The sequence below is a fragment of the Geodermatophilus sp. SYSU D00965 genome, from assembly GCF_054050075.1.
The window spans coordinates 263,325-280,777 of sequence record NZ_JBJGYQ010000002.1 but is presented as its reverse complement, the minus strand read 5'-3'; the positions used below and the strand labels follow the sequence as shown (position 1 = coordinate 280,777).

Genomic DNA, 17,453 nt, shown 5'->3' with positions numbered 1-17,453 from the left:
AGGGAGCGGGCCGTCCTCAACGCCAACCGGGAACCGGCGCGGCCGGGGTGTCCGGGGCTGCCAGGCCCAGCCGGTCGAGCTCGAGGCGGGCCAGCGCCCGCGTGGCGTCCGGGTCGCCGGTGCGCCAGGCCGCCGCGGTGCCCGGGGGCAGCGCGGCCAGCCGGGACAGCGGGGCGGTGGCCAGCGCCCGTGCGGCCAGCACCTCGGGGTCGACCTGCCGCGCGGCGCGGGCCTCCCGCGCCCAGCCCAGCCGCCAGGGCGCCCAGCGCAGCAGCAGCCAGCCCACCGGCAGCACCACGAGGACGACGGCCAGCACCGCGGCCAGCGTGCCGACGGCGTCCTGCGCGGCCTGGCCCGCCCCGCCCACGGAGCTGCCGGCGCTGCCCAGCGCGTCGAACGGGCGCGCCAGGTCGTCGCCGACCACCGGGACGTCCCCGGCCGCCTCGGCCGCCGACGCCATGCTCCCGGCCACGGACGCGCCGAGGTCCTCCACCGCCCGGCCCGGTTCGGCCAGGGCGAGGACCGAGCCGTGCACCACGCGGGCCACGACCACCCACGCGACGGCCCAGGCCAGCAGGCCGAGGTCGGCCGCGAGCTGGCGGGCCCGGAGGTCGGGGCGGGCGGCGTACAGCGGCATGGGGGAGTCCTCCGGGTCGCGGGCGGGGTGCGGGCCCCCTACCCGGACGCGGCGGCCGATCACCCGGCCAGGTGGCGCGGCACACGTCGCAGCCGGGCGGAGGACCCGCACCCGCCTAGACTCCGCGCGAGGCCCGCCCCGACCGGGCGGCCCAGACACGTGCGGGGCGTCCCGTCACCCTCGGGAGCCCCCGCCGGGACCAGGAGAGCCGACGATGCGGGTGGGGGTTCCCCGAGAGGTCAAGAACCGGGAGTACCGGGTGGCGCTCACCCCCGCGGGGGTGACCGAGCTGGTGCGGGCCGGGCACACGGTGCTGGTCGAGCGGGGGGCGGGGGAGGGGTCCTCCATCCCGGACGCCGACTACACCGCGGCCGGCGCGCGGACGCTCGCCGCGGCCGACGACGTGTGGGCCGAGGCCGACCTGCTGCTCAAGGTCAAGGAGCCGGTCGCCGAGGAGTACGGACGGCTGCGCGCCGGCCAGACGCTGTTCACCTACCTGCACCTGGCCGCCTCCAAGGAGTGCACCGACGCGCTGGTCACCTCCGGGACCACCGCGATCGCCTACGAGACGGTGCAGACCGCCGACGGCGCGCTGCCGCTGCTCGCGCCGATGTCGGAGGTGGCCGGCCGCATGGCGCCGCAGGTGGGGGCGCACAGCCTGGAGCGGGCGCACGGCGGGCGCGGGGTGCTGCTCGGCGGCGTCTCCGGGGTCTACGCGGCGAAGGTCGTCGTCATCGGCGCCGGGGTCTCCGGCATGAACGCCGCCGCCATCGCGCTGGGCATGCAGGCCGAGGTCGTCGTCCTGGACAGGGACATCGACAAGCTGCGCGCCGCCGACCGCATCTACCAGGGGCACCTGCAGACCGTGGCCTCCAACGCCTACGAGGTCGAGCGTGCCGTCCTGGACGCCGACCTGGTGATCGGCGCGGTCCTGGTACCCGGTGCCAAGGCCCCGACGCTGGTGAGCAACGAGCTGGTGGCGCGGATGAAGCCGGGGTCGGTGCTGGTCGACATCGCCGTCGACCAGGGCGGGTGCTTCGAGGACACGCGGCCCACCACGCACGACGAGCCGACCTTCCGCGTGCACGACTCGGTGTTCTACTGCGTGGCGAACATGCCGGGCGCGGTGCCGAACACCTCGACCCACGCGCTGACCAACGTCACGCTGCCCTACGTCATGGCGCTGGCCAACGAGGGCACCGCGGCGGCGGTCCGCGCCGACCGTGCGCTCGCCCACGGGGTGAACGTCGTGGCCGGGCAGGTGGTGCTGCCCGAGGTGGCGCAGGCGCACGGCATGACCGCGGTCCCCCTGGAGGAGGTGCTCCGCTGACCCTCACCGCACCGCCGAGCGACGTCGAACGGGTCGTCACCGGCTACCTCGACCACCTGACCGTCGAGCGCGGCCTGGCCGCGAACACGATCGCCTCCTACCGGCGCGACCTGCGCCGGTACACCGAGTTCCTGGAGACCGCCGGCGTGCGCGGGCTGCCCGAGGTGGCGGAGTCCGACGTCGCGGGGTTCCTCGCCGCGCTGCGCGAGGGGGACGACGAGCACCCGCCGCTGTCGGCGACGTCGGCGGCCCGCGCGGTGGTCGCCGTCCGCGGGTTGCACCGCTTCGCGCTGCTCGACGGCCTGGTCCCGGACGACGTCGCGCACGAGGTCCGCCCGCCCACGCCGGCGCGGCGGCTGCCCAAGGCGATCCCGGTCGAGTCGGTGACGGCGCTGATCGAGGCCGCGGGCGCGGTCGAGGGCCCGCGCGGGCTGCGCGACCGGGCGCTGCTCGAGCTGCTCTACGGCACCGGCGCGCGCATCTCCGAGGCCGTCGGGCTCGCCGTCGACGACCTCGACCGCGGGCAGGCGACGGTGCGGCTGGCCGGCAAGGGCGGCAAGCAGCGGGTGGTGCCGGTCGGCAGCTACGCGGTGCGCGCGGTGGAGGAGTACCTGGTGCGGGGCCGCCCGGCGCTGGCCGCGGCCGGCCGCTCCGGCTTCCGCGGCGCGCTGTTCCTCAACGCGCGCGGCGGCGCGCTGTCCCGGCAGAGCGCCTGGGCGATCCTCCGGACCTCCGCCGAGCGGGCGGGGCTCACGGCGGAGGTGTCCCCGCACACCCTGCGGCACTCGTTCGCCACCCACCTGCTCGACGGCGGCGCCGACGTCCGCGTCGTGCAGGAGCTGCTCGGCCACGCCTCGGTGACGACGACGCAGGTGTACACCCTGGTGACCGTCGACCGGCTGCGCGAGGTCTACGCCAGCAGCCATCCGCGGGCGCTGAGCTGACAGGTCGGCCGCCACCGAATCGGCGCAGGTTGCCATGCCGTTCGGCTTGTGCCGTCACAGGAGTTGTCAGGGGTCGCCAAGTCGACACGGCACGCGGCGTGCCTCCGCGGCAAATCGCTGCCAGGTCCCTACCTTCGTGATCACCCGAGCGGCAGAACGGCTGACCGCGCCGGCGACCAGCCGGGACGGGTACGAGGTGGAGGCAACAGACCGATGGCGATGCGAGGGGACGTGGCCGGTCAGGCCGTCGCGCTCCCGACCGACACCGGACCGGAGATGGGCGCCGCCGCCTCGCGGCTGGACCCTGCTCGCGCGCGGATGCGCCCCCTGCCCGACCCCAAGCCGCTGACGCAGCACGGGCCGGCCAAGATCATCGCGATGTGCAACCAGAAGGGCGGTGTCGGCAAGACGACGTCGACGATCAACCTGGGCGCGTCGCTGGTCGAGTACGGCCGCCGGGTGCTGCTCATCGACCTGGACCCGCAGGGTGCGCTGTCGGTGGGCCTGGGCGTGCCGGCGCAGAACATGGACCGCACCATCTACAACGCGCTCATGGAGCGGCGGACCTCGCTGCGCGACGTCCTCGTGCAGACCGAGATCGCCGGCCTGGACCTGGTGCCCAGCAACATCGACCTGTCCGCCGCCGAGGTGCAGCTGGTCAGCGAGGTCGCCCGCGAGCAGACCCTGCTGCGGGTCCTCGCCGACGTGCGCGACGACTACGACTACGTCCTCATCGACTGCCAGCCCTCGCTGGGCCTGCTCACGGTCAATGCGCTGACCGCGGCCCACGGCGTGGTCATCCCGCTGGAGTGCGAGTTCTTCTCGTTGCGCGGCGTGGCCCTGCTCGTCGACACGATCGAGAAGGTCAAGGAGCGGCTCAACCCGGACCTGGAGATCTCCGGGATCCTCGCCACGATGTACGACGCCCGCACGGTGCACTGCCGCGAGGTCTTCTCCCGCGTGGTCGAGGCGTTCGGCGACACGGTGTTCCAGACCGTCATCCAGCGCACCGTCCGCTTCCCGGAGACCACCGTCGCCGGGCAGCCCATCACCACCTGGGCGCCGACCTCCTCGGGTGCGTCCGCCTACCGCGACCTGGCCAAGGAGGTCCTGGCACTGTGAGCGAGCTCGCGAGCTCACCGACGAGCACGGCAGGCTGCGTCGCGCTCCCGACGAGCGCCGGCGAGGAGGCAGCGTGACGCGGCGTCCCGTCCTCCCGGGTGCGGCCGAGCTGTTCCGCCGCACCGACACCGCGCCGGCCACCCCCGAGGTCACCGAGCTGCCCAGCATCAGCGCCACGGTGAGCTCCCCGGCGCTGCGCGGGGCCGCCCCCCGGCGTCCCGCGCCGGCCGAGCCGACCCCGGCCGAGACCACCGCGCCGCTGACCCTCGTCCCCGGCGGGGCGTCCGACTCCGCCGACGCGCTCGCCGCCTACCGGACGCCGCCGGCCCCGGCGCCGGTGGTCACGCCGTCGCGGCCGACCCGTGGCCGCGCCCAGCGCGCCGAGCGGGTCAAGCACGACGAGAAGATCACCGTCTACATCTCCGCCGAGGAGCTGCTCGCGCTGGAGAGCGCCCGGCTGTCGCTGCGGGCCGAGCACGGCGTGGCCGCCGACCGCGGCCGCATCGTGCGCGAGGCGATCGGCGTCCTGCTCGCCGACCTCTCCGAGCGCGGCGAGGACTCGGTGCTGGTCCGGCGGCTCAAGGGCCGCTGACCCGGCCCCGTCCCGAGGCTCACGCCGAGCCTGCGAGAGAAAGGACCGTCCTGCCCCCCCACCGCTCGCAGGCTCGCGGCGGGACCCTGCAGGAAGCCCAGGGTGGCGGGTCCCTTCTCTACCCTCGGGGGACGTGGAGACTCCCGGCGCGGCTTCCGAGACGACCCCGGAGGCCGCGCCGGGCCGCTTCACCGTCCGGCTGACCAACTTCGAGGGCCCGTTCGACCTGCTGCTGCAGCTCATCGGCAAGCACAAGCTCGACGTCACCGAGATCGCGCTGTCGAAGGTCACCGACGAGTTCATCGCCCACCTGCGCGCGCTCGGTGACCAGCTCGACCTCGACCAGGCCAGCGAGTTCCTGGTCGTCGCCTCGACCCTGCTCGACCTCAAGGCCGCCCGGTTGTTGCCGGCCGCCGACGTCGAGGACGAGGACGACCTCGAGCTGCTGGAGGCCCGCGACCTGCTGTTCGCCCGCCTGCTGCAGTACCGGGCCTACAAGCAGGCCGCCGCGTTCCTCCGCGCGCGCGAGGCCGACGCGGTCCGCCGGTACCCGCGGGACGCCGCCCTCGAGCCGCGCTTCGCCGACCTGGTGCCCGAGGTGCTGCTGGGCGTGACCCCGGAGCAGTTCGCCGCGCTGGCCGCCCGGGCGCTCATCCCCAAGGCCCCCGCGGTGGTCAGCGTGTCGCACCTGCACGCCCCGCCGGTCAGCGTCGCCGAGCAGCTGCTGCTGGTGCGCAACCAGCTGCTGACGGCCGGGACGGCGACCTTCCGGGCACTGTCGGCCGACTGCGGGCACACCCTGGAGGTGGTGGCCCGCTTCCTGGCGCTTCTGGAGCTCTACCGCCAGCAGCGGGTGACCTTCGAGCAGCTGACCCCGCTCGGGGAGCTGCACGTGCGCTGGACCGGGGGCGACGAGCCCGACCCGGGCGACGACGACGCCGCGGACGAGGAGTACCGATGAGTGAGGAGCGCCCGCCGGTCTCCTGGGAGGCGCTGGCCGCGGAGCTGGCCGCCACCCGGGAGGAGGCCGAGGAGCGGGAGGGTCCGGACCCCACGACGTGGGACGCCGTCGCCGCCGAGCTCGCCGCGCGGGTCGCCGACCGGGCGGCGCCGCCCGCCGAGGCCGAGCCGGCGCCGGTGCCCGAGCCGCTGCCCCCGCCGGTGGCGGCCGCGCCCGAGCCCGAACCGGAACCGGAACCCGAGCCCGAGCCCGAGCTCGACCCCGCGGCGCTGCGCGGCGGGCTGGAGGCGCTGCTGTTCGTCGTCGACACCCCCGTCGACGAGGTCACCCTGGCCGGCGCCCTGCGCTGCCCCGTGCCGCGGGTGCGCGGCCTGCTCGCCGAGCTCGCCGAGGACTACGACAGCCGCGGCGCCGGGATCACGCTGCGCCGGGTGGGGGAGGGGTGGCGGCTCTACACCCGCGAGGAGCACGCGCCCGTCGTCGAGCGCTACCTCGGCGAGGGCCAGCGCAGCCGGCTGACCCAGGCGGCGCTGGAGACGCTGGCGGTCATCGCCTACCGGCAGCCGGTCACGCGGGCCCGGGTCTCGGCCGTCCGCGGCGTCGGGGTGGACGGCGTCATGCGCACGCTCATCGCCCGCGGGCTGGTGCACGAGGTGGGCACCGACCCCGACAGCGGCGGCGGGCTGTACGCGACCACGCCGCTGTTCCTGGAGCGGCTCGGGCTGGCCGGCCTCGACGAGCTGCCCGAGCTCGGGCCGCTGCTGCCCGAGGCGTCGTCCCTCCTCGACGAGCACCCCGACGCCTGAGCCGGGGCCGGCGGGCACTGCCGGCGTTCCTCGCGGGTTGCCGGTCCTTCAGCACCGGCAACCCGCGAGGAACGCCGGCAACGGGCCGCGGCCGGACAACTGGCCTCGCCCACCGGGGGCCGTCCGCGCTCCGTGGTCGCCGGCCGCGCCGCACACCGCGCGGTCGGCGACTGCACCGCACGTCCGGCGGCGCGCCCCGCCGGTGGGAGACTGGACGGCGATGAACAGCGCCCCGCACGACGAGACCACCAGCGCCGCCGGCGAGGGCTGGTCCGAGGACATGGAGCTCGCGCCGGCCCACCCCGGCGACCGCGAGCCCGCGACGGCCGCCGAGCGCGAGGGCGACCGGCTGCAGAAGGTGCTCGCCCGCGCCGGGGTGGGCTCGCGCCGGGTGGTCGAGCAGATGGTCGACCAGGGCCGGATCAGCGTGAACGGCCGCACGGTGACGGTGCAGGGGATGGGGGGGGGCCCCCCCCCGGCCCCCCGCCGCGGCCCCCCGCGCCCCCCCCCCCCGGGCCGCGCCCCGCCCCCCCAACCCGCCCCAAACCCCCCCCCCCCCCCCCCCCCCCCCCCCCCCCCCCCCCCCCCCCCCCCCCCCCCGCCCCCCCCCCCCCCCCCCCCCCCGGCCCCCCCCCCCCCCCCCCCCCCCCCCCCCTGCGGGAATGCGGTCCGGCGGACCGGGTGTTGCCGGTCACATGGCCACCGCACGCTGGAACGGGACCGTCCTCGCCGAGTCCGACGACATCGTCACCGTCGAGGGCAACGCCTACTTCCCCCGGGACGCCGTCCGCGACGACGTCCTCCGCCCGTCCGAGACGACCTCGTTCTGCCCGTGGAAGGGGACGGCGTCGTACTACAGCGTGCACGTGGACGGGGAGACCAACGCCGACGCGGCCTGGTTCTACCCGGAGCCGAAGGACGCGGCGCGGGAGATCACCGGCCGGGTGGCGTTCTGGCGCGGCGTCGAGGTGGACTGACCGGCCGCACGGACCGACCGGCCGCGCGCGAGGGGCCGCCGACCGGCCGGCCGGCGGCCCCTCGGCGGTTCCTCAGCTGCCCAGCCGGGCCTTGAGCAGCGCCTTGCCCTGCTCGGCGCCCTTGCGGCTGTCGGCCTGCGCCTTGCGGAACAGCTCGGCGACCTCCCGGTCCCCGTCCCGCTCGGCGTCCTGGATGTAGGTCTCCAGGCGTAGGGCGTTGCTCAGGCACTGCTCGGTGAACCAGACGAGGTCGTAGTCCTTGTCCTTGGTCCCGGTGGTGCCGCCGGTCTCCTGGGTGGTGGTCATGACGCTCCTCCTCGGCGTTGGTGCGACATCCCTGCCCGCCGGGGCCCGTCGACCCGCTCCGCGACCCCGACGGCCCCAGTGCACCGCATCGGCGGCGCCGGCACCAGGCCCGCCGACCGCCCTCAGCGGGGCTGCGTGCCGGCCAGCTCCCGGGCGGCCGCGGCGGCGGCCGGGTCGAGGGCCCGGGCTCGCTCCTGGCGCTCGATGAGCCCCTGGAACAGCGCCCACGCCTCGGCGGGGGTCACGTCGAGCGCCGCGGCGACCTGCTCCCAAGTAGCGCCGCCGCGCAGGGCGGCCCGGAAGCCGACCAGCTGGCTGTCGTGCGCCTTGCGTGCGACCACCTCGCCGAGGGCCAGCAGCTCGAGGGACTCCGGCACGTCCAGCGACGTGGCGGCGTCCTTGAAGGTGGTCCAGTCGTCGGTGTCGACCTCGGCGGCGGTGTTCAGCGTCGTCTCCCCACTGTCCCGCCGGCTCAGGAAGTCCAGGCGGGTCACCGCTGTCGTCAGGGAGAACTCCTGTTCGAGGTCACCCGGTGTGATGCGCATGAGGCATCCCATCCCCGAGGCGGTCCGCGGGTCAAACCCCGGTGTCGCGCAGATCACCCCATGACGGCGCGAGGGCCCGCACCCCGGGGTGGGGTGCGGGCCCTCGTCGGTGTGCGAGTCGTCAGCTGTCGACGCCCACGGCCTCCTTGGCCAGGGCGGCCAGCCGGGTCTGCGTCGCGCTGATGACGCTGGACCGCTTCTTGTGGGTCTCCTCGTAGCGGATCACCACGTTCACGTCGTGCGCCGTCGTGAGCTCCTTGACCGCCTTGACCGCGTCCTGGGTGGACAGCGAGTCGTAGCCCTTGATGGGCAGCTCGTCGGCCGAGACGTCGCCGAGCTCCTCGCGGGCGGCCTTCGCGGCGTCCGCGGCCTCGGTGTTGCCCTCGCGGCGGGCGATCCGCTCGGCCCGGCGCAGCGCGGCGCTGCGGCCGACGGTGAGGGTCTCGCGGACGGCGTCGGTGAACGAGCTGGCCTTGCCGGTGACCTGGCCGAGCTTCTCGCCGGCCTCGTCGCGGCGCTGGCGCGCGGTGTCGAGCGTCTCGTTCACCCGGTTGACCCAGAAGCGCACGGGGGCGTTGGCCACGCGGACCGCGCCGCCGGCCACCCGCTGGAACGGGGTCGGCTGCAGCGCGGCGGGACCGCCGAGGGCCTCCTCGGCCAGCACCACGGTGAGCCACTCGACGGTGGCCTCGTGCGCGGTGATCAGCCGCTCGGCCAGCTGCCGCACCTTCGGCAGCTGTGCCTTCTCGGCCAGCACCTTGAGGTAGGTGGCGCGGTCGAGCAGCTGGTGCTCGAGCTGCAGGTCCTGCAGCAGCGCCTCCTCGACCGGCTCGGCCTGCTCGAGGGCGGCCTTGACGAGGGCGCCCAGGCGGCCGACCGCGGGGGTGACCACGTCGGGCACACCGCCGAGGGCACGCAGCTGCTCGGTGATGGCCTTGGTCCGGTCCGCGGCGTGGTCGGCGTTCTGGGTGAGCTCCCGGCGGACGGCGTCCGTGCGCGCCTGGGCGACGCGGGTGCGCGCGACCTGCTCCTCGGTCTGCGTCAGCAGCACGAGGGCGCGGAGCTGGTTGATGATCTTGGCCGTGTCGGCCGTGAGTCGGGCGTCGGTCATGGCGGGGTCTCCAGACATCGGGGATGACCTGACGTCGTGAGAGTGCCCCAGCCGCGCGCCTGCTAACTAGAGCAAGCGTATTGCTTGCTGTGAGACCGGTCACGTCCTCGGGGGCGGCGGCCTCGCCGCCCCCGAGGGGCTCACCGGGTCGGGACGGCCGGCCTGGACGGGCGCTCGAGGCGCAGCACCGGCTGGGTCAGGGCGTCGGCCAGCGGCGACCGCGGGCGCGGCGCCGGTCGGGGGGACGGCGGCACGGCCGTGCCGCAGCCGACGCAGAACCGGCCGCGCTGGTCGGCAGCCCCGCAGGCAGCACACGTCATGGGGTCCTCCTCGTTGTCGAGTGTCCGGGCGGCGGTCCGGGCGGCGCCGCCGGACGTGGACCCTGCCAGGCCGGACGCCCGGGACACCTCCTCGCGGGAGAGGTGTGACGACACGTCAACGGACCGTTATGGAACGGGAGCCGCCGGTCCCGCTCCGCGCCCGCGCCGCGCGCCCGCCTCGGGGAGGTCGGTCAGCGCCAGCGCCAGCACCAGGGCCGCGTGCCGCTGGGGCGCGTGCACGTCCCCGATGAGCTCCTCGATCCGGTGCAGCCGCAGGTACAGCGTCTGCCGGCGCAGCCGCAGCGCCTCGGCCGTCCGCACCTTCGACGACGAGTGCGCCAGGTAGGTCCGCAGCGTGTGCACCAGCGCGCTGCCGTGGGCGGCGTCGTGCTCGGCGAGCCGGCCGATCTCCTCGGCGACCAGCTGCTGGGCCAGCGGCTCCCGGCAGAGCCCGTCGAGCAGCAACGGCACGGTCATCTGCCCGGCGGCGACCACGCGCTCGCCGGCAGCGGACAGCCGCAGCGCGCTGCGCGCGCGGGCCACGGAGCGGTCGACGTCCTCCAGCCGCCCGACGACCGTGCCGGCGACGACCCGCGCCCAGGTCACCCCGAGGGCGTCGACCGCGGCGAGCACGGCGCGCGCCGCGGTGAGCGCCGCGGAGGTGCGGACGACGGCCACGACGTCCTCGCCGAGGTCGGCGACCAGTGCGGCGCCCGGGGCCAGCGCGCCCGCGCACGCCCGGACGACCGCGTCGAGGTCGGCGCGGCCGAGGTCGGTGACGAGCAGGGCGGTGTACCGACCCTCGGGGGCGAACGGCAGGCCGAGCACCCGGGCCCGGGTGACCAGTTCGCCCGGCGCCCGCCAGCGGCGCTCGGCCAGGTCGGTCAGCAGCTGGCGGCGCCGGTCGTCGAGGTCGCCGCCGGCCGCCGACCGCAGCAGCGCCAGCCCGAGCGCCTCGGCGCCGTAGGAGACCACCGCGGACACCGCCGGGTCGTCGGCCCGGCCCGGCGGCAGGACCGCGACCTGCCCCCAGTGCCGGTCCAGCAGGACGACGTCGCGGCGGGCGACCGGCCGGCCGCGGCGCCGGGTGGTGGGCGGCATCCCCGCGCAGGCGACCAGTGCCCCGTCGGCGGTCGTGACCACGACCGGGGCGTGCGCCTGCTCGGCCATGACCGCCGTCAGCTCCTGCGGGCCGGCCCCGTCGAGCAGCGCGTCGGTGAGCACCTGGCGGACGTCGCGCTCCCGACGGGAGGCGGCCGCGGCCCGCTCCAGCAGCATCGTCAGGATCTGCTCGGTCATCTCCACGAAGGGCACGACCTCCCGCAGCACCACCAGCGGCAGCGAGTGCTCCCGGCAGGCGGCCACCAGCGCGGCCGGCGCCTCGGGGAACGTCCAGCCCAGCTCCAGGGCCAGTGCCGCGGCGCCGCTCTCGGCCAGCGCGGCGACGTAGGCGGACTCCCCCACCGCGCCCCGGCCGCCGATGCCCAGACCGGTGGTGAGCAGCAGCTCCCCGCCCTTGAGCAGGTAGGCCGCCTCGGCCAGCTCGCTGGTGTGCACCCAGCGCACCGGCCGGTCGAGCAGGTCCGCGCCGACGACGACCTCCGGCGCGGCGCGCTGCAGGGCGTCGAGCCGGAGCACCTCACCGAGCGTCGTGACCACGCGGGGAGTCCACCAACGACCGGACACAACGTCCAGTCCCGGACCCACAAGTCGCCACACAACGTCCGTGGAGCGCACCCGCCCGTGCGGCCACGATCGTCCACGCGGCGCGGCGACCCGTACCGCCGCCGGAGGGAGAGAGGACCCCGTGAAACCCGCTCCGTTCGCCTACCTCGCCCCCACCACGGTCGAGGAGACCCTCGACGTGCTGCGCGAGCACGGCGACGACGCCAAGGTGCTGGCCGGCGGCCAGAGCCTGGTGCCGATGCTCAACTTCCGCCTGGCCCGGCCGGCGGTGCTCGTCGACGTCAACGGCGTGGCCGGGCTCGACGACGTCCAGGTGGCCGGCGACGCGCTCACCCTGGGCGCCACCGTGCGGCAGCGTGCGCTGGAGACGCGGCTGCCCGACCGCCTGCCGCCCGCGTCGGCCTGGGCGCTGCTGCCCCGGGCGGTGACCCACGTCGGGCACAAGCAGATCCGGGCCCGGGGCACGCTCGGCGGCAGCCTCGCGCACGCCGACCCCGCGGCGGAGCTCCCCGCCGCGGTCACCGCGCTGGGCGCCACCCTCTGCCTGCGCAGCGCCGACGGGGAGCGCGAGGTCGGCCCCGGCGAGTTCTTCGAGGGCTTCTTCACCACGTGCCTGGCACCCGATGAGCTGCTCGTGGCGATCCGGGTGCCCGTCTGGCCGGCCGGCACGGGCACCTCCTTCCTGGAGGTCAGCCGCCGCCGGGGCGACTTCGCCCAGGTCGCGGTCGCCGCCGTCGTCACCGTGGACGACGGGCGGGTCAGCCGCGCCGGCATCGGGCTCGCCGGCGTGGCCGCGGGCACGGTGGACGCCCAGCCGCTGGTCGACGCGCTGGTCGGCGAGGCGCCCACCGCGGCCACGGTCGCCGCCCTGGCCGCGGACTACGCGGCGACGCTGGACCCGCCGCCCGACGTCCACGGCCCCGCCGCCTACCGCCGGGCGCTCGCCGCCCACCTGCTGGAACGAGCCCTCACCGAGGCGACCGGCCCGCCCGCCGCCGCGGCAGCTTGACCGTGCCGCCCACCACCGCACCCGACCCGACCAGTGCACCGGCCCCGGCCGGCCGAGGAGGAGAGCACACGATGCACGTCGAGGACCGCGCGGCCGCGACCGTCAGCCCCGTCGCGGAGAGGTCGATCCGGGTCACGGTCAACGGGGCCGTCCACGAGCGGACGGTGTCGGTGCGGCGCTCGCTGGCCGACTTCCTGCGGGAGGACCTCGGCCTGACCGGCACGCACGTGGGCTGCGAGCACGGCGTGTGCGGGGCCTGCACCGTCCTCATGGACGGCGAGCCGATCCGGGCGTGCCTGATGTTCGCCGTCCAGGCCGACGGCGCGGCGTTCACCACCGTCGAGGGCTTGGCCGAGGGCGAGCACCTGCACCCCATCCAGCAGGCGTTCTGGGACCACCACGGCCTGCAGTGCGGCTTCTGCACCCCCGGCATCCTGCTGACCACCTACGACCTCCTGCGGGAGTCCCGCGGGGTCGACGAGGGCCAGATCCGGGAGGCGCTGTCGGGCAACCTCTGCCGGTGCACCGGCTACCAGGGGATCGTCCGCTCGGTCCAGGCCGCCGACGAGACCTGGGAGCGGTGACGTGGGCGTGCAGACGATCGGCGCGAACGTCAAGCGCCTGGAGGACCCCCGGCTGCTGCGCGGCGAGGCGGCCTTCGTCGACGACCTGCGCGTGCCCGGGCTGCTGCACATGGCGATCCTGCGCAGCCCGCACGCCCACGCCCGGCTGGTGTCGGTGGACGTGCGCGCCGCCCGGGAGTTGCCCGGCGTCGTGGACGCCTTCTCCGCCGCCGACCTCGGCGCCGACCCCCCGGCCATCCCCGCGCTGTTCGCGCTGGAGACCTTCCACCCGGCGCCGCAGCACCCGCTGGCCACCGACACCGTCCGGTTCGTCGGCGAGCCGGTCGCCGTCGTCGTCGCCGACAGCCGGCACGTCGCCGAGGACGCGCTGGAGCTGATCGAGGTCGAGTACGAGCCGCTCGCCGCGGTCGTCGACGCCCTGGAGGCCATCGCCCCCGGCGCGCCGGTGCTGCACGCCAACGCGCCGGACAACGTGGCCGCCCGCTCGGTGTACGAGTACGGCGACGTCGAGGCCGCCTTCGCCGCGGCCGACCGGGTCGTCAACGAGCGGCTGGACGTGCAGCGCTACACCGGCATCCCGCTGGAGACGCGCGGCGTCGTGGCCTCCCGGGACGCGGTCACCGGTGAGCTCACCGTCTGGGACTCCACCCAGTGGCCGCACACGGTGCGCACCATCCTCGCCGGGATGCTCGGCGTCCCGGCTCGCACCGTCCGGGTCGCCGTCCCCGACATCGGTGGGGGGTTCGGGGTCAAGGCCGACTTCAACGCGGAGGACTTCCTCGTCCCCTTCGCCGCCGTCCGCACCGGCCGGCCGGTGAAGTGGATCGAGGACCGCAACGAGCACTTCCTGTCCATCGCCCACTCCCGCGAGCAGGTGCACGAGGTCGAGATCGCGCTGCGCTCCGACGGCACGATCCTCGGCCTGCGCGCGCGGCACGTCACCGACTGCGGCGCCTACCAGCGGCCGCTCGGCGTCATCAACGCCTCGCTGGCCGCGACCAGCCTGGGCGGGGTCTACCGGGTGCCGGCCTACCGGGTGGAGGCGGTGTGCGCCTCCACCAACAAGGCGCCCGCCTCCCCGTACCGCGGCGCCGGTGCGCCGGAGTCGACGTTCGCCCGCGAGCGGCTGCTCGACATCGTCGCCCGCGAGCTGCGCATCGACCGCGCGGAGCTGCGGCGCAAGAACCTGCTCACCCCCGAGGAGCTGCCGTACGACAGCGGGCTGGTGTCGCTGGAGGCGGCGGTCGTCCTCGACAGCGGGGACTTCCCGGCCGGGCTGGAGCAGGCCCTGGAGATGGTCGACTACGCCGGGTTCGCGGCCCGCCAGCACGCCGCGCGCGCGGAGGGCCGGCTCATCGGCCTGGGCATCTGCGTCTACCACCAGATCACCGGACCGGGCCCGTTCGAGGGCGGCAGCGTGCGGGTCGACCCCACCGGCGAGGTCACGATCGTCTCCGGCGCGGCCCCCATGGGCCAGGGCACCGCCACGATGCTCGCCCAGATCGCCGCCGACGAGCTGCAGGTGCCGCCCGAGTCGATCAAGGTCGTGTTCGGCGACACCGGCCGGCTGCCGTTCGGCATGGGCACCTACGCCAGTCGCAACGCGGTCATGGCCGGGTCGGCCGTGGTGCTGGCCGCGCGCAAGGTCCGGGAGAAGGCCGAGGAACTGGCCGCGCACCTGCTCGAGGCCGACCCGGCCGACCTGGTGCTGGAGGACGGCGCGTTCTCGGTCAAGGGGGTGCCGACCGCGTCGGTGACCTGGGCCCAGGTGGGGACGGCGGCGAGCCCCGGGGGCAGCCGGCCGGCGGGCATGGAGCCGGACCTGGAGTCGGTGCAGTACTTCGAGAACACGGCCGCGCCGTACTCCTACGGCATCCACATCGCCGAGGTGGAGGTCGACCCCGCCACCGGCTGCACGACCGTCGACCGGTACGTCGTGGTCAACGACGCCGGCACGATCGTCAACCCGCGCAACGCCGAGGGCCAGATCGTCGGCGGGGTGGCCCAGGGCCTGGGAGGGGCGCTGATGGAGGAGCTGGTCTACGGCCCCGACGGCCAGCCGCAGTCGACGTCGTTCATGGACTACCTGCTCCCCGGGTCGCTGGACGTGCCCGACGTCGAGATCGGCCACCTGGAGTCGCCGTCGCCCCTCAACCCGCTGGGCGTCAAGGGCATGGGCGAGGGCGGCGCGATCGGCGGGCACTCCGCGGTGGCCAACGCCGTCGCCGACGCCATCGAGCACCTCGGCGTCCGGGTCACCCGGACCCCGCTCAAACCGGCGGTCGTGTGGGAGCTGCTGCGCTCGGCGGAGCAGCAGGCGTGACGCCGGTGACCGTCCTCGCGGGGGCGACGGTCGTGACGATGGACGCCGGGCGCCGGGTCCTGCCCGACGGCGCGGTGGCCTTCTCCGACGCGGGGATCCTCGCGGTCGGCCCGACGTCGGAGGTGCTCGCCGCGCACCCCGGCGCCGACGTCGTCGACTGCACCGGCCGGCTGGTGACACCCGGCTTCGTCAACACCCACACCCACCTGTTCCAGACACTGCTCAAGGGGCTGGGCGACGACCGGGTGCTGTCGGACTGGTTCCTGACGATGACCGGCCCGTCGGCCGTCGAGCTGACCCCGGAGGACTGCTACGCCGGGGCCCTGCACGGCTGCGCCGAGGCACTCACCACCGGCACCACCACGCTGCTCGACTTCATGTACGTGCACCCGCGCCCGGGGCTCGGGGACGCGGTCGCCTCGGCGATGGACGACGTCGGCATCCGCGGCGTGATGGCCCGCGGCTACATGACCGCCGGCACCGACGTCGGCGCCCCGCCCCCGCTGGTGCAGACCCTGGACGACGCGCTGGCCGACGCCGAGCGGCTGATCGGCGCGCGCAACCGGCCGGGGTCCCGGGTGACCGTCGGGCTGGCCCCCTGCATGAGCTGGACGGTGGACGAGCCGACGCTGCGCGAGACCCGCGCGCTGGCCGACGCCACCGGCGCGCTGGTCACCATGCACCTGGCCGAGTCGCCGTTCGACGTCGAGGAGTCCGTGCGCCGGTTCGGGGTGCGCGACGTCCCGTTCGCCGCGCAGACCGGGCTGCTCGGCCCGGACCTGCTGGCCGCGCACTGCGTCCAGGTCGACGACGCCGACCTGGACCTGCTCCGGGAGACCGACACGAAGGTCTCGCACAACCCGTGCTCGAACCTCTACCTCGGCTCGGGGTTCGCCCCGGTGCCGGCGATGCACCGGCGCGGCATCACCGTGGGACTGGCGTCGGACGGCCCGGCCTCGTCGTCGAACCACTCGATGCTGCAGGCGATGAAGTTCGCCGCGCTGCTGCACAAGGGGGTGCACCGCAACCCGGAGGTCATGACCGCCGAGAAGGCGCTGGAGATGGCCACCATCGACGGCGCCCGCGCCCTGGGCATGGCCGACTCGATCGGGTCGCTGGAGGTCGGCAAGCGGGCCGACGTGGTGGTCCTGGACCTGGCCAACCTGTGCGCCTCGCCGGTGCACGCGGCGGTCTCCTCGCTGGTCTACAGCCAGCGCGGGGACGAGGTGGACCGGGTCTACGTCGACGGCCGCCTGGTGGTGGCCGGCGGCGCACTCACGACGGTGGACGAGGCCGACGTGCGGGCCCGGTCGGCGGCGGCGGCCACCGCGCTGGCCGCCCGCGCCGGCACCGGCCGGTTCGCCGTCCGCGAGTGGCGCTCGCTGGTCGGCGCCTGAGGACCCCGCACCGGTCGTCGCCGCCGACCCCCCGCGGCGCGGCGGCCGGTGCGGGCCACCCTCCCGGCCTTCCTCACAGCCCTTCTCACAGGCGGCACGCAGCCGTGTCACAGCCGGGCGGCGCAGACTCCCCTCCCCCGCACCCGGAGGTGGAGACCGTGCGCATCTCCCTGCTCAGCCTCGTCTACCTGGCGATCGGCCTGGTCGTGGCGCTCACCCAGGGCTACAACAGCGTCGCCGGGATCTCGGAGATCCTGTCGCTGGTGGTGGCCGTCGTGCTGTGGCCGCTGGTCCTGCTCGGCGTCGACCTGCACCTGCCGCCGATCGCGACCTAGCTCCCGGGCAGCCGCTCGGTCAGCCGGTCGAGGAAGGGCACCTGCCCCTTCACCAGCTTGGTCCGCGCACCGTCGACGGCGAACCAGGCGGCGCGGTCGACCTCGGGGAACTCCTGCACCCTCCCCGACCGCGGCGGCCACTCCAGCGCGAAGGTGTTGCTGCGGCAGGTGGCGGCGTCCAGGTCGCCCTCGGCGGCCCACACGGTGAGCACCTTGCCGCCGGCGCGCAGCTCCCCGAGGGGCAGGAAGTCGTCGGCCGGCACCGGCGACCCGAGCTCCTCCTCGAACTCCCGGCGGGCGACGGCGAACGGGTCCTCGCCGTCGCCGTACTCGCCCTTGGGGATCGACCAGGCGCCGTCGTCCTTGCGCGCCCAGAACGGGCCGCCCATGTGCCCGATCAGCACCTCGACGCCGCCGGGCCCGCGCCGGTAGAGCAGCACCCCCGCGCTGGTCCTCGCCACCGCCACC

At 75.7% G+C, this 17,453-nt stretch carries 19 protein-coding genes and 1 pseudogene; 13 read left to right on the top strand and 7 right to left on the bottom strand.

Going from position 1 to position 17,453, the window contains the following annotated elements; all coding sequences use genetic code 11:
- Nucleotides 1–16: 16 nt before the first annotated feature.
- Nucleotides 17–637: a hypothetical protein gene (locus ACI789_RS02915; protein ID WP_457006639.1), complete on the bottom strand. Its 621-nt coding sequence runs from the start codon at nucleotides 635–637 to the stop codon at nucleotides 17–19.
- Nucleotides 638–851: 214 nt separating this feature from the next.
- Here ACI789_RS02915 and ald point away from each other — a divergent pair, with 214 nt between their 5' ends.
- The 8 genes and pseudogenes from ald (at nucleotide 852) to ACI789_RS02875 (ending at nucleotide 7,369) form a co-directional block, all read left to right on the top strand.
- A complete protein-coding gene (gene ald, locus ACI789_RS02910) occupies nucleotides 852–1,967 on the top strand; it encodes an alanine dehydrogenase (protein ID WP_457006638.1) in 1,116 nt (371 codons plus the stop codon).
- Nucleotides 1,964–2,911, top strand: a complete 948-nt coding sequence (gene xerD, locus ACI789_RS02905) for a site-specific tyrosine recombinase XerD (protein WP_457006665.1) — start codon at nucleotides 1,964–1,966, stop codon at nucleotides 2,909–2,911. The genes ald and xerD overlap by 4 nt, the downstream gene beginning before the upstream one ends.
- 213 nt (nucleotides 2,912–3,124) lie before the next feature.
- Nucleotides 3,125–4,033 carry a ParA family protein gene (locus ACI789_RS02900; RefSeq protein WP_456920992.1) on the top strand — a complete coding sequence of 303 codons (909 nt, stop codon included), beginning with the start codon at nucleotides 3,125–3,127 and terminating at the stop codon, nucleotides 4,031–4,033.
- A 73-nt stretch (nucleotides 4,034–4,106) separates the two neighbouring features.
- Entirely contained in the window at nucleotides 4,107–4,625 is a 519-nt protein-coding gene (locus ACI789_RS02895) for a hypothetical protein (protein ID WP_457006637.1), read from the top strand.
- Nucleotides 4,626–4,758: 133 nt separating this feature from the next.
- Complete coding sequence (locus ACI789_RS02890) at nucleotides 4,759–5,586, top strand: segregation and condensation protein A (protein WP_457006636.1); 828 nt, start codon at nucleotides 4,759–4,761, stop codon at nucleotides 5,584–5,586.
- On the top strand, nucleotides 5,583–6,392 hold the full coding sequence (gene scpB, locus ACI789_RS02885) for an SMC-Scp complex subunit ScpB (RefSeq protein WP_457006635.1): 810 nt from the start codon (nucleotides 5,583–5,585) through the stop codon (nucleotides 6,390–6,392). The genes ACI789_RS02890 and scpB overlap by 4 nt, the downstream gene beginning before the upstream one ends.
- Before the next feature lie 220 nt (nucleotides 6,393–6,612).
- Nucleotides 6,613–6,828 (top strand): annotated as a pseudogene (locus ACI789_RS02880) (S4 domain-containing protein); the annotation flags it as partial.
- A 259-nt stretch (nucleotides 6,829–7,087) separates the two neighbouring features.
- Nucleotides 7,088–7,369 (top strand): DUF427 domain-containing protein, encoded by a 282-nt coding sequence (locus ACI789_RS02875; RefSeq protein WP_457006634.1) that lies wholly within the window; start codon nucleotides 7,088–7,090, stop codon nucleotides 7,367–7,369.
- A gap of 72 nt (nucleotides 7,370–7,441) precedes the next feature.
- Here ACI789_RS02875 and ACI789_RS02870 read toward each other — a convergent pair whose 3' ends face one another.
- The 5 genes from ACI789_RS02870 to ACI789_RS02850 all read right to left on the bottom strand — a co-directional run bounded on the left by ACI789_RS02870 (nucleotide 7,442) and on the right by ACI789_RS02850 (nucleotide 11,310).
- Nucleotides 7,442–7,675, bottom strand: a complete 234-nt coding sequence (locus ACI789_RS02870; RefSeq protein WP_456918272.1) for a hypothetical protein — start codon at nucleotides 7,673–7,675, stop codon at nucleotides 7,442–7,444.
- Nucleotides 7,676–7,797: 122 nt separating this feature from the next.
- Entirely contained in the window at nucleotides 7,798–8,220 is a 423-nt protein-coding gene (locus ACI789_RS02865) for a hypothetical protein (RefSeq protein WP_456918271.1), read from the bottom strand.
- Nucleotides 8,221–8,341: 121 nt separating this feature from the next.
- Entirely contained in the window at nucleotides 8,342–9,331 is a 990-nt protein-coding gene (locus ACI789_RS02860) for a ferritin-like domain-containing protein (protein ID WP_457006633.1), read from the bottom strand.
- Nucleotides 9,332–9,471: 140 nt separating this feature from the next.
- The gene (locus ACI789_RS02855; protein ID WP_457006632.1) at nucleotides 9,472–9,651 is read right to left on the bottom strand and encodes a hypothetical protein; all 180 of its coding nucleotides are present in this window, start codon (nucleotides 9,649–9,651) and stop codon (nucleotides 9,472–9,474) included.
- A 126-nt stretch (nucleotides 9,652–9,777) separates the two neighbouring features.
- Nucleotides 9,778–11,310, bottom strand: a complete 1,533-nt coding sequence (locus ACI789_RS02850) for a PucR family transcriptional regulator (protein ID WP_457006631.1) — start codon at nucleotides 11,308–11,310, stop codon at nucleotides 9,778–9,780.
- A 148-nt stretch (nucleotides 11,311–11,458) separates the two neighbouring features.
- Here ACI789_RS02850 and ACI789_RS02845 point away from each other — a divergent pair, with 148 nt between their 5' ends.
- The 5 genes from ACI789_RS02845 to ACI789_RS02825 all read left to right on the top strand — a co-directional run bounded on the left by ACI789_RS02845 (nucleotide 11,459) and on the right by ACI789_RS02825 (nucleotide 16,985).
- Complete coding sequence (locus tag ACI789_RS02845; protein WP_457006630.1) at nucleotides 11,459–12,346, top strand: FAD binding domain-containing protein; 888 nt, start codon at nucleotides 11,459–11,461, stop codon at nucleotides 12,344–12,346.
- Between the two features lie 71 nt (nucleotides 12,347–12,417).
- Nucleotides 12,418–12,930, top strand: coding sequence for a (2Fe-2S)-binding protein (locus tag ACI789_RS02840; RefSeq protein WP_457006629.1), 513 nt, complete (start codon nucleotides 12,418–12,420; stop codon nucleotides 12,928–12,930).
- Between the two features lies 1 nt (nucleotide 12,931).
- The gene (locus ACI789_RS02835; RefSeq protein ID WP_457006628.1) at nucleotides 12,932–15,253 is read left to right on the top strand and encodes a xanthine dehydrogenase family protein molybdopterin-binding subunit; all 2,322 of its coding nucleotides are present in this window, start codon (nucleotides 12,932–12,934) and stop codon (nucleotides 15,251–15,253) included.
- Nucleotides 15,250–16,650, top strand: a complete 1,401-nt coding sequence (locus tag ACI789_RS02830) for an amidohydrolase family protein (protein ID WP_457006627.1) — start codon at nucleotides 15,250–15,252, stop codon at nucleotides 16,648–16,650. The genes ACI789_RS02835 and ACI789_RS02830 overlap by 4 nt, the downstream gene beginning before the upstream one ends.
- Nucleotides 16,651–16,808: 158 nt before the next feature.
- Nucleotides 16,809–16,985, top strand: coding sequence for a hypothetical protein (locus ACI789_RS02825; protein WP_456918266.1), 177 nt, complete (start codon nucleotides 16,809–16,811; stop codon nucleotides 16,983–16,985).
- Here ACI789_RS02825 and ACI789_RS02820 read toward each other — a convergent pair.
- Nucleotides 16,982–17,446, bottom strand: a complete 465-nt coding sequence (locus ACI789_RS02820; RefSeq protein ID WP_457006626.1) for an NUDIX domain-containing protein — start codon at nucleotides 17,444–17,446, stop codon at nucleotides 16,982–16,984. The two genes, ACI789_RS02825 and ACI789_RS02820, sit on opposite strands and share 4 nt — an antisense overlap.
- Between the last annotated feature and the right edge of the window lie 7 nt (nucleotides 17,447–17,453).

What these genes read in the sequence shown, in the direction of transcription:
- ACI789_RS02915 (WP_457006639.1), bottom strand. Translation starts at nt 637, where the DNA reads ATGCCGCTGTACGCCGCCCGCCCCGACCTCCGGGCCCGCCAGCTCGCG.
- ACI789_RS02840 (WP_457006629.1), top strand. Translation starts at nt 12,418, where the DNA reads ATGCACGTCGAGGACCGCGCGGCCGCGACCGTCAGCCCCGTCGCGGAG.
- ACI789_RS02855 (WP_457006632.1), bottom strand. Translation starts at nt 9,651, where the DNA reads ATGACGTGTGCTGCCTGCGGGGCTGCCGACCAGCGCGGCCGGTTCTGC.
- ACI789_RS02875 (WP_457006634.1), top strand. Translation starts at nt 7,088, where the DNA reads ATGGCCACCGCACGCTGGAACGGGACCGTCCTCGCCGAGTCCGACGAC.
- scpB (WP_457006635.1), top strand. Translation starts at nt 5,583, where the DNA reads ATGAGTGAGGAGCGCCCGCCGGTCTCCTGGGAGGCGCTGGCCGCGGAG.
- ACI789_RS02900 (WP_456920992.1), top strand. Translation starts at nt 3,125, where the DNA reads ATGGCGATGCGAGGGGACGTGGCCGGTCAGGCCGTCGCGCTCCCGACC.
- ACI789_RS02860 (WP_457006633.1), bottom strand. Translation starts at nt 9,331, where the DNA reads ATGACCGACGCCCGACTCACGGCCGACACGGCCAAGATCATCAACCAG.
- ald (WP_457006638.1), top strand. Translation starts at nt 852, where the DNA reads ATGCGGGTGGGGGTTCCCCGAGAGGTCAAGAACCGGGAGTACCGGGTG.
- ACI789_RS02865 (WP_456918271.1), bottom strand. Translation starts at nt 8,220, where the DNA reads ATGCGCATCACACCGGGTGACCTCGAACAGGAGTTCTCCCTGACGACA.
- ACI789_RS02870 (WP_456918272.1), bottom strand. Translation starts at nt 7,675, where the DNA reads ATGACCACCACCCAGGAGACCGGCGGCACCACCGGGACCAAGGACAAG.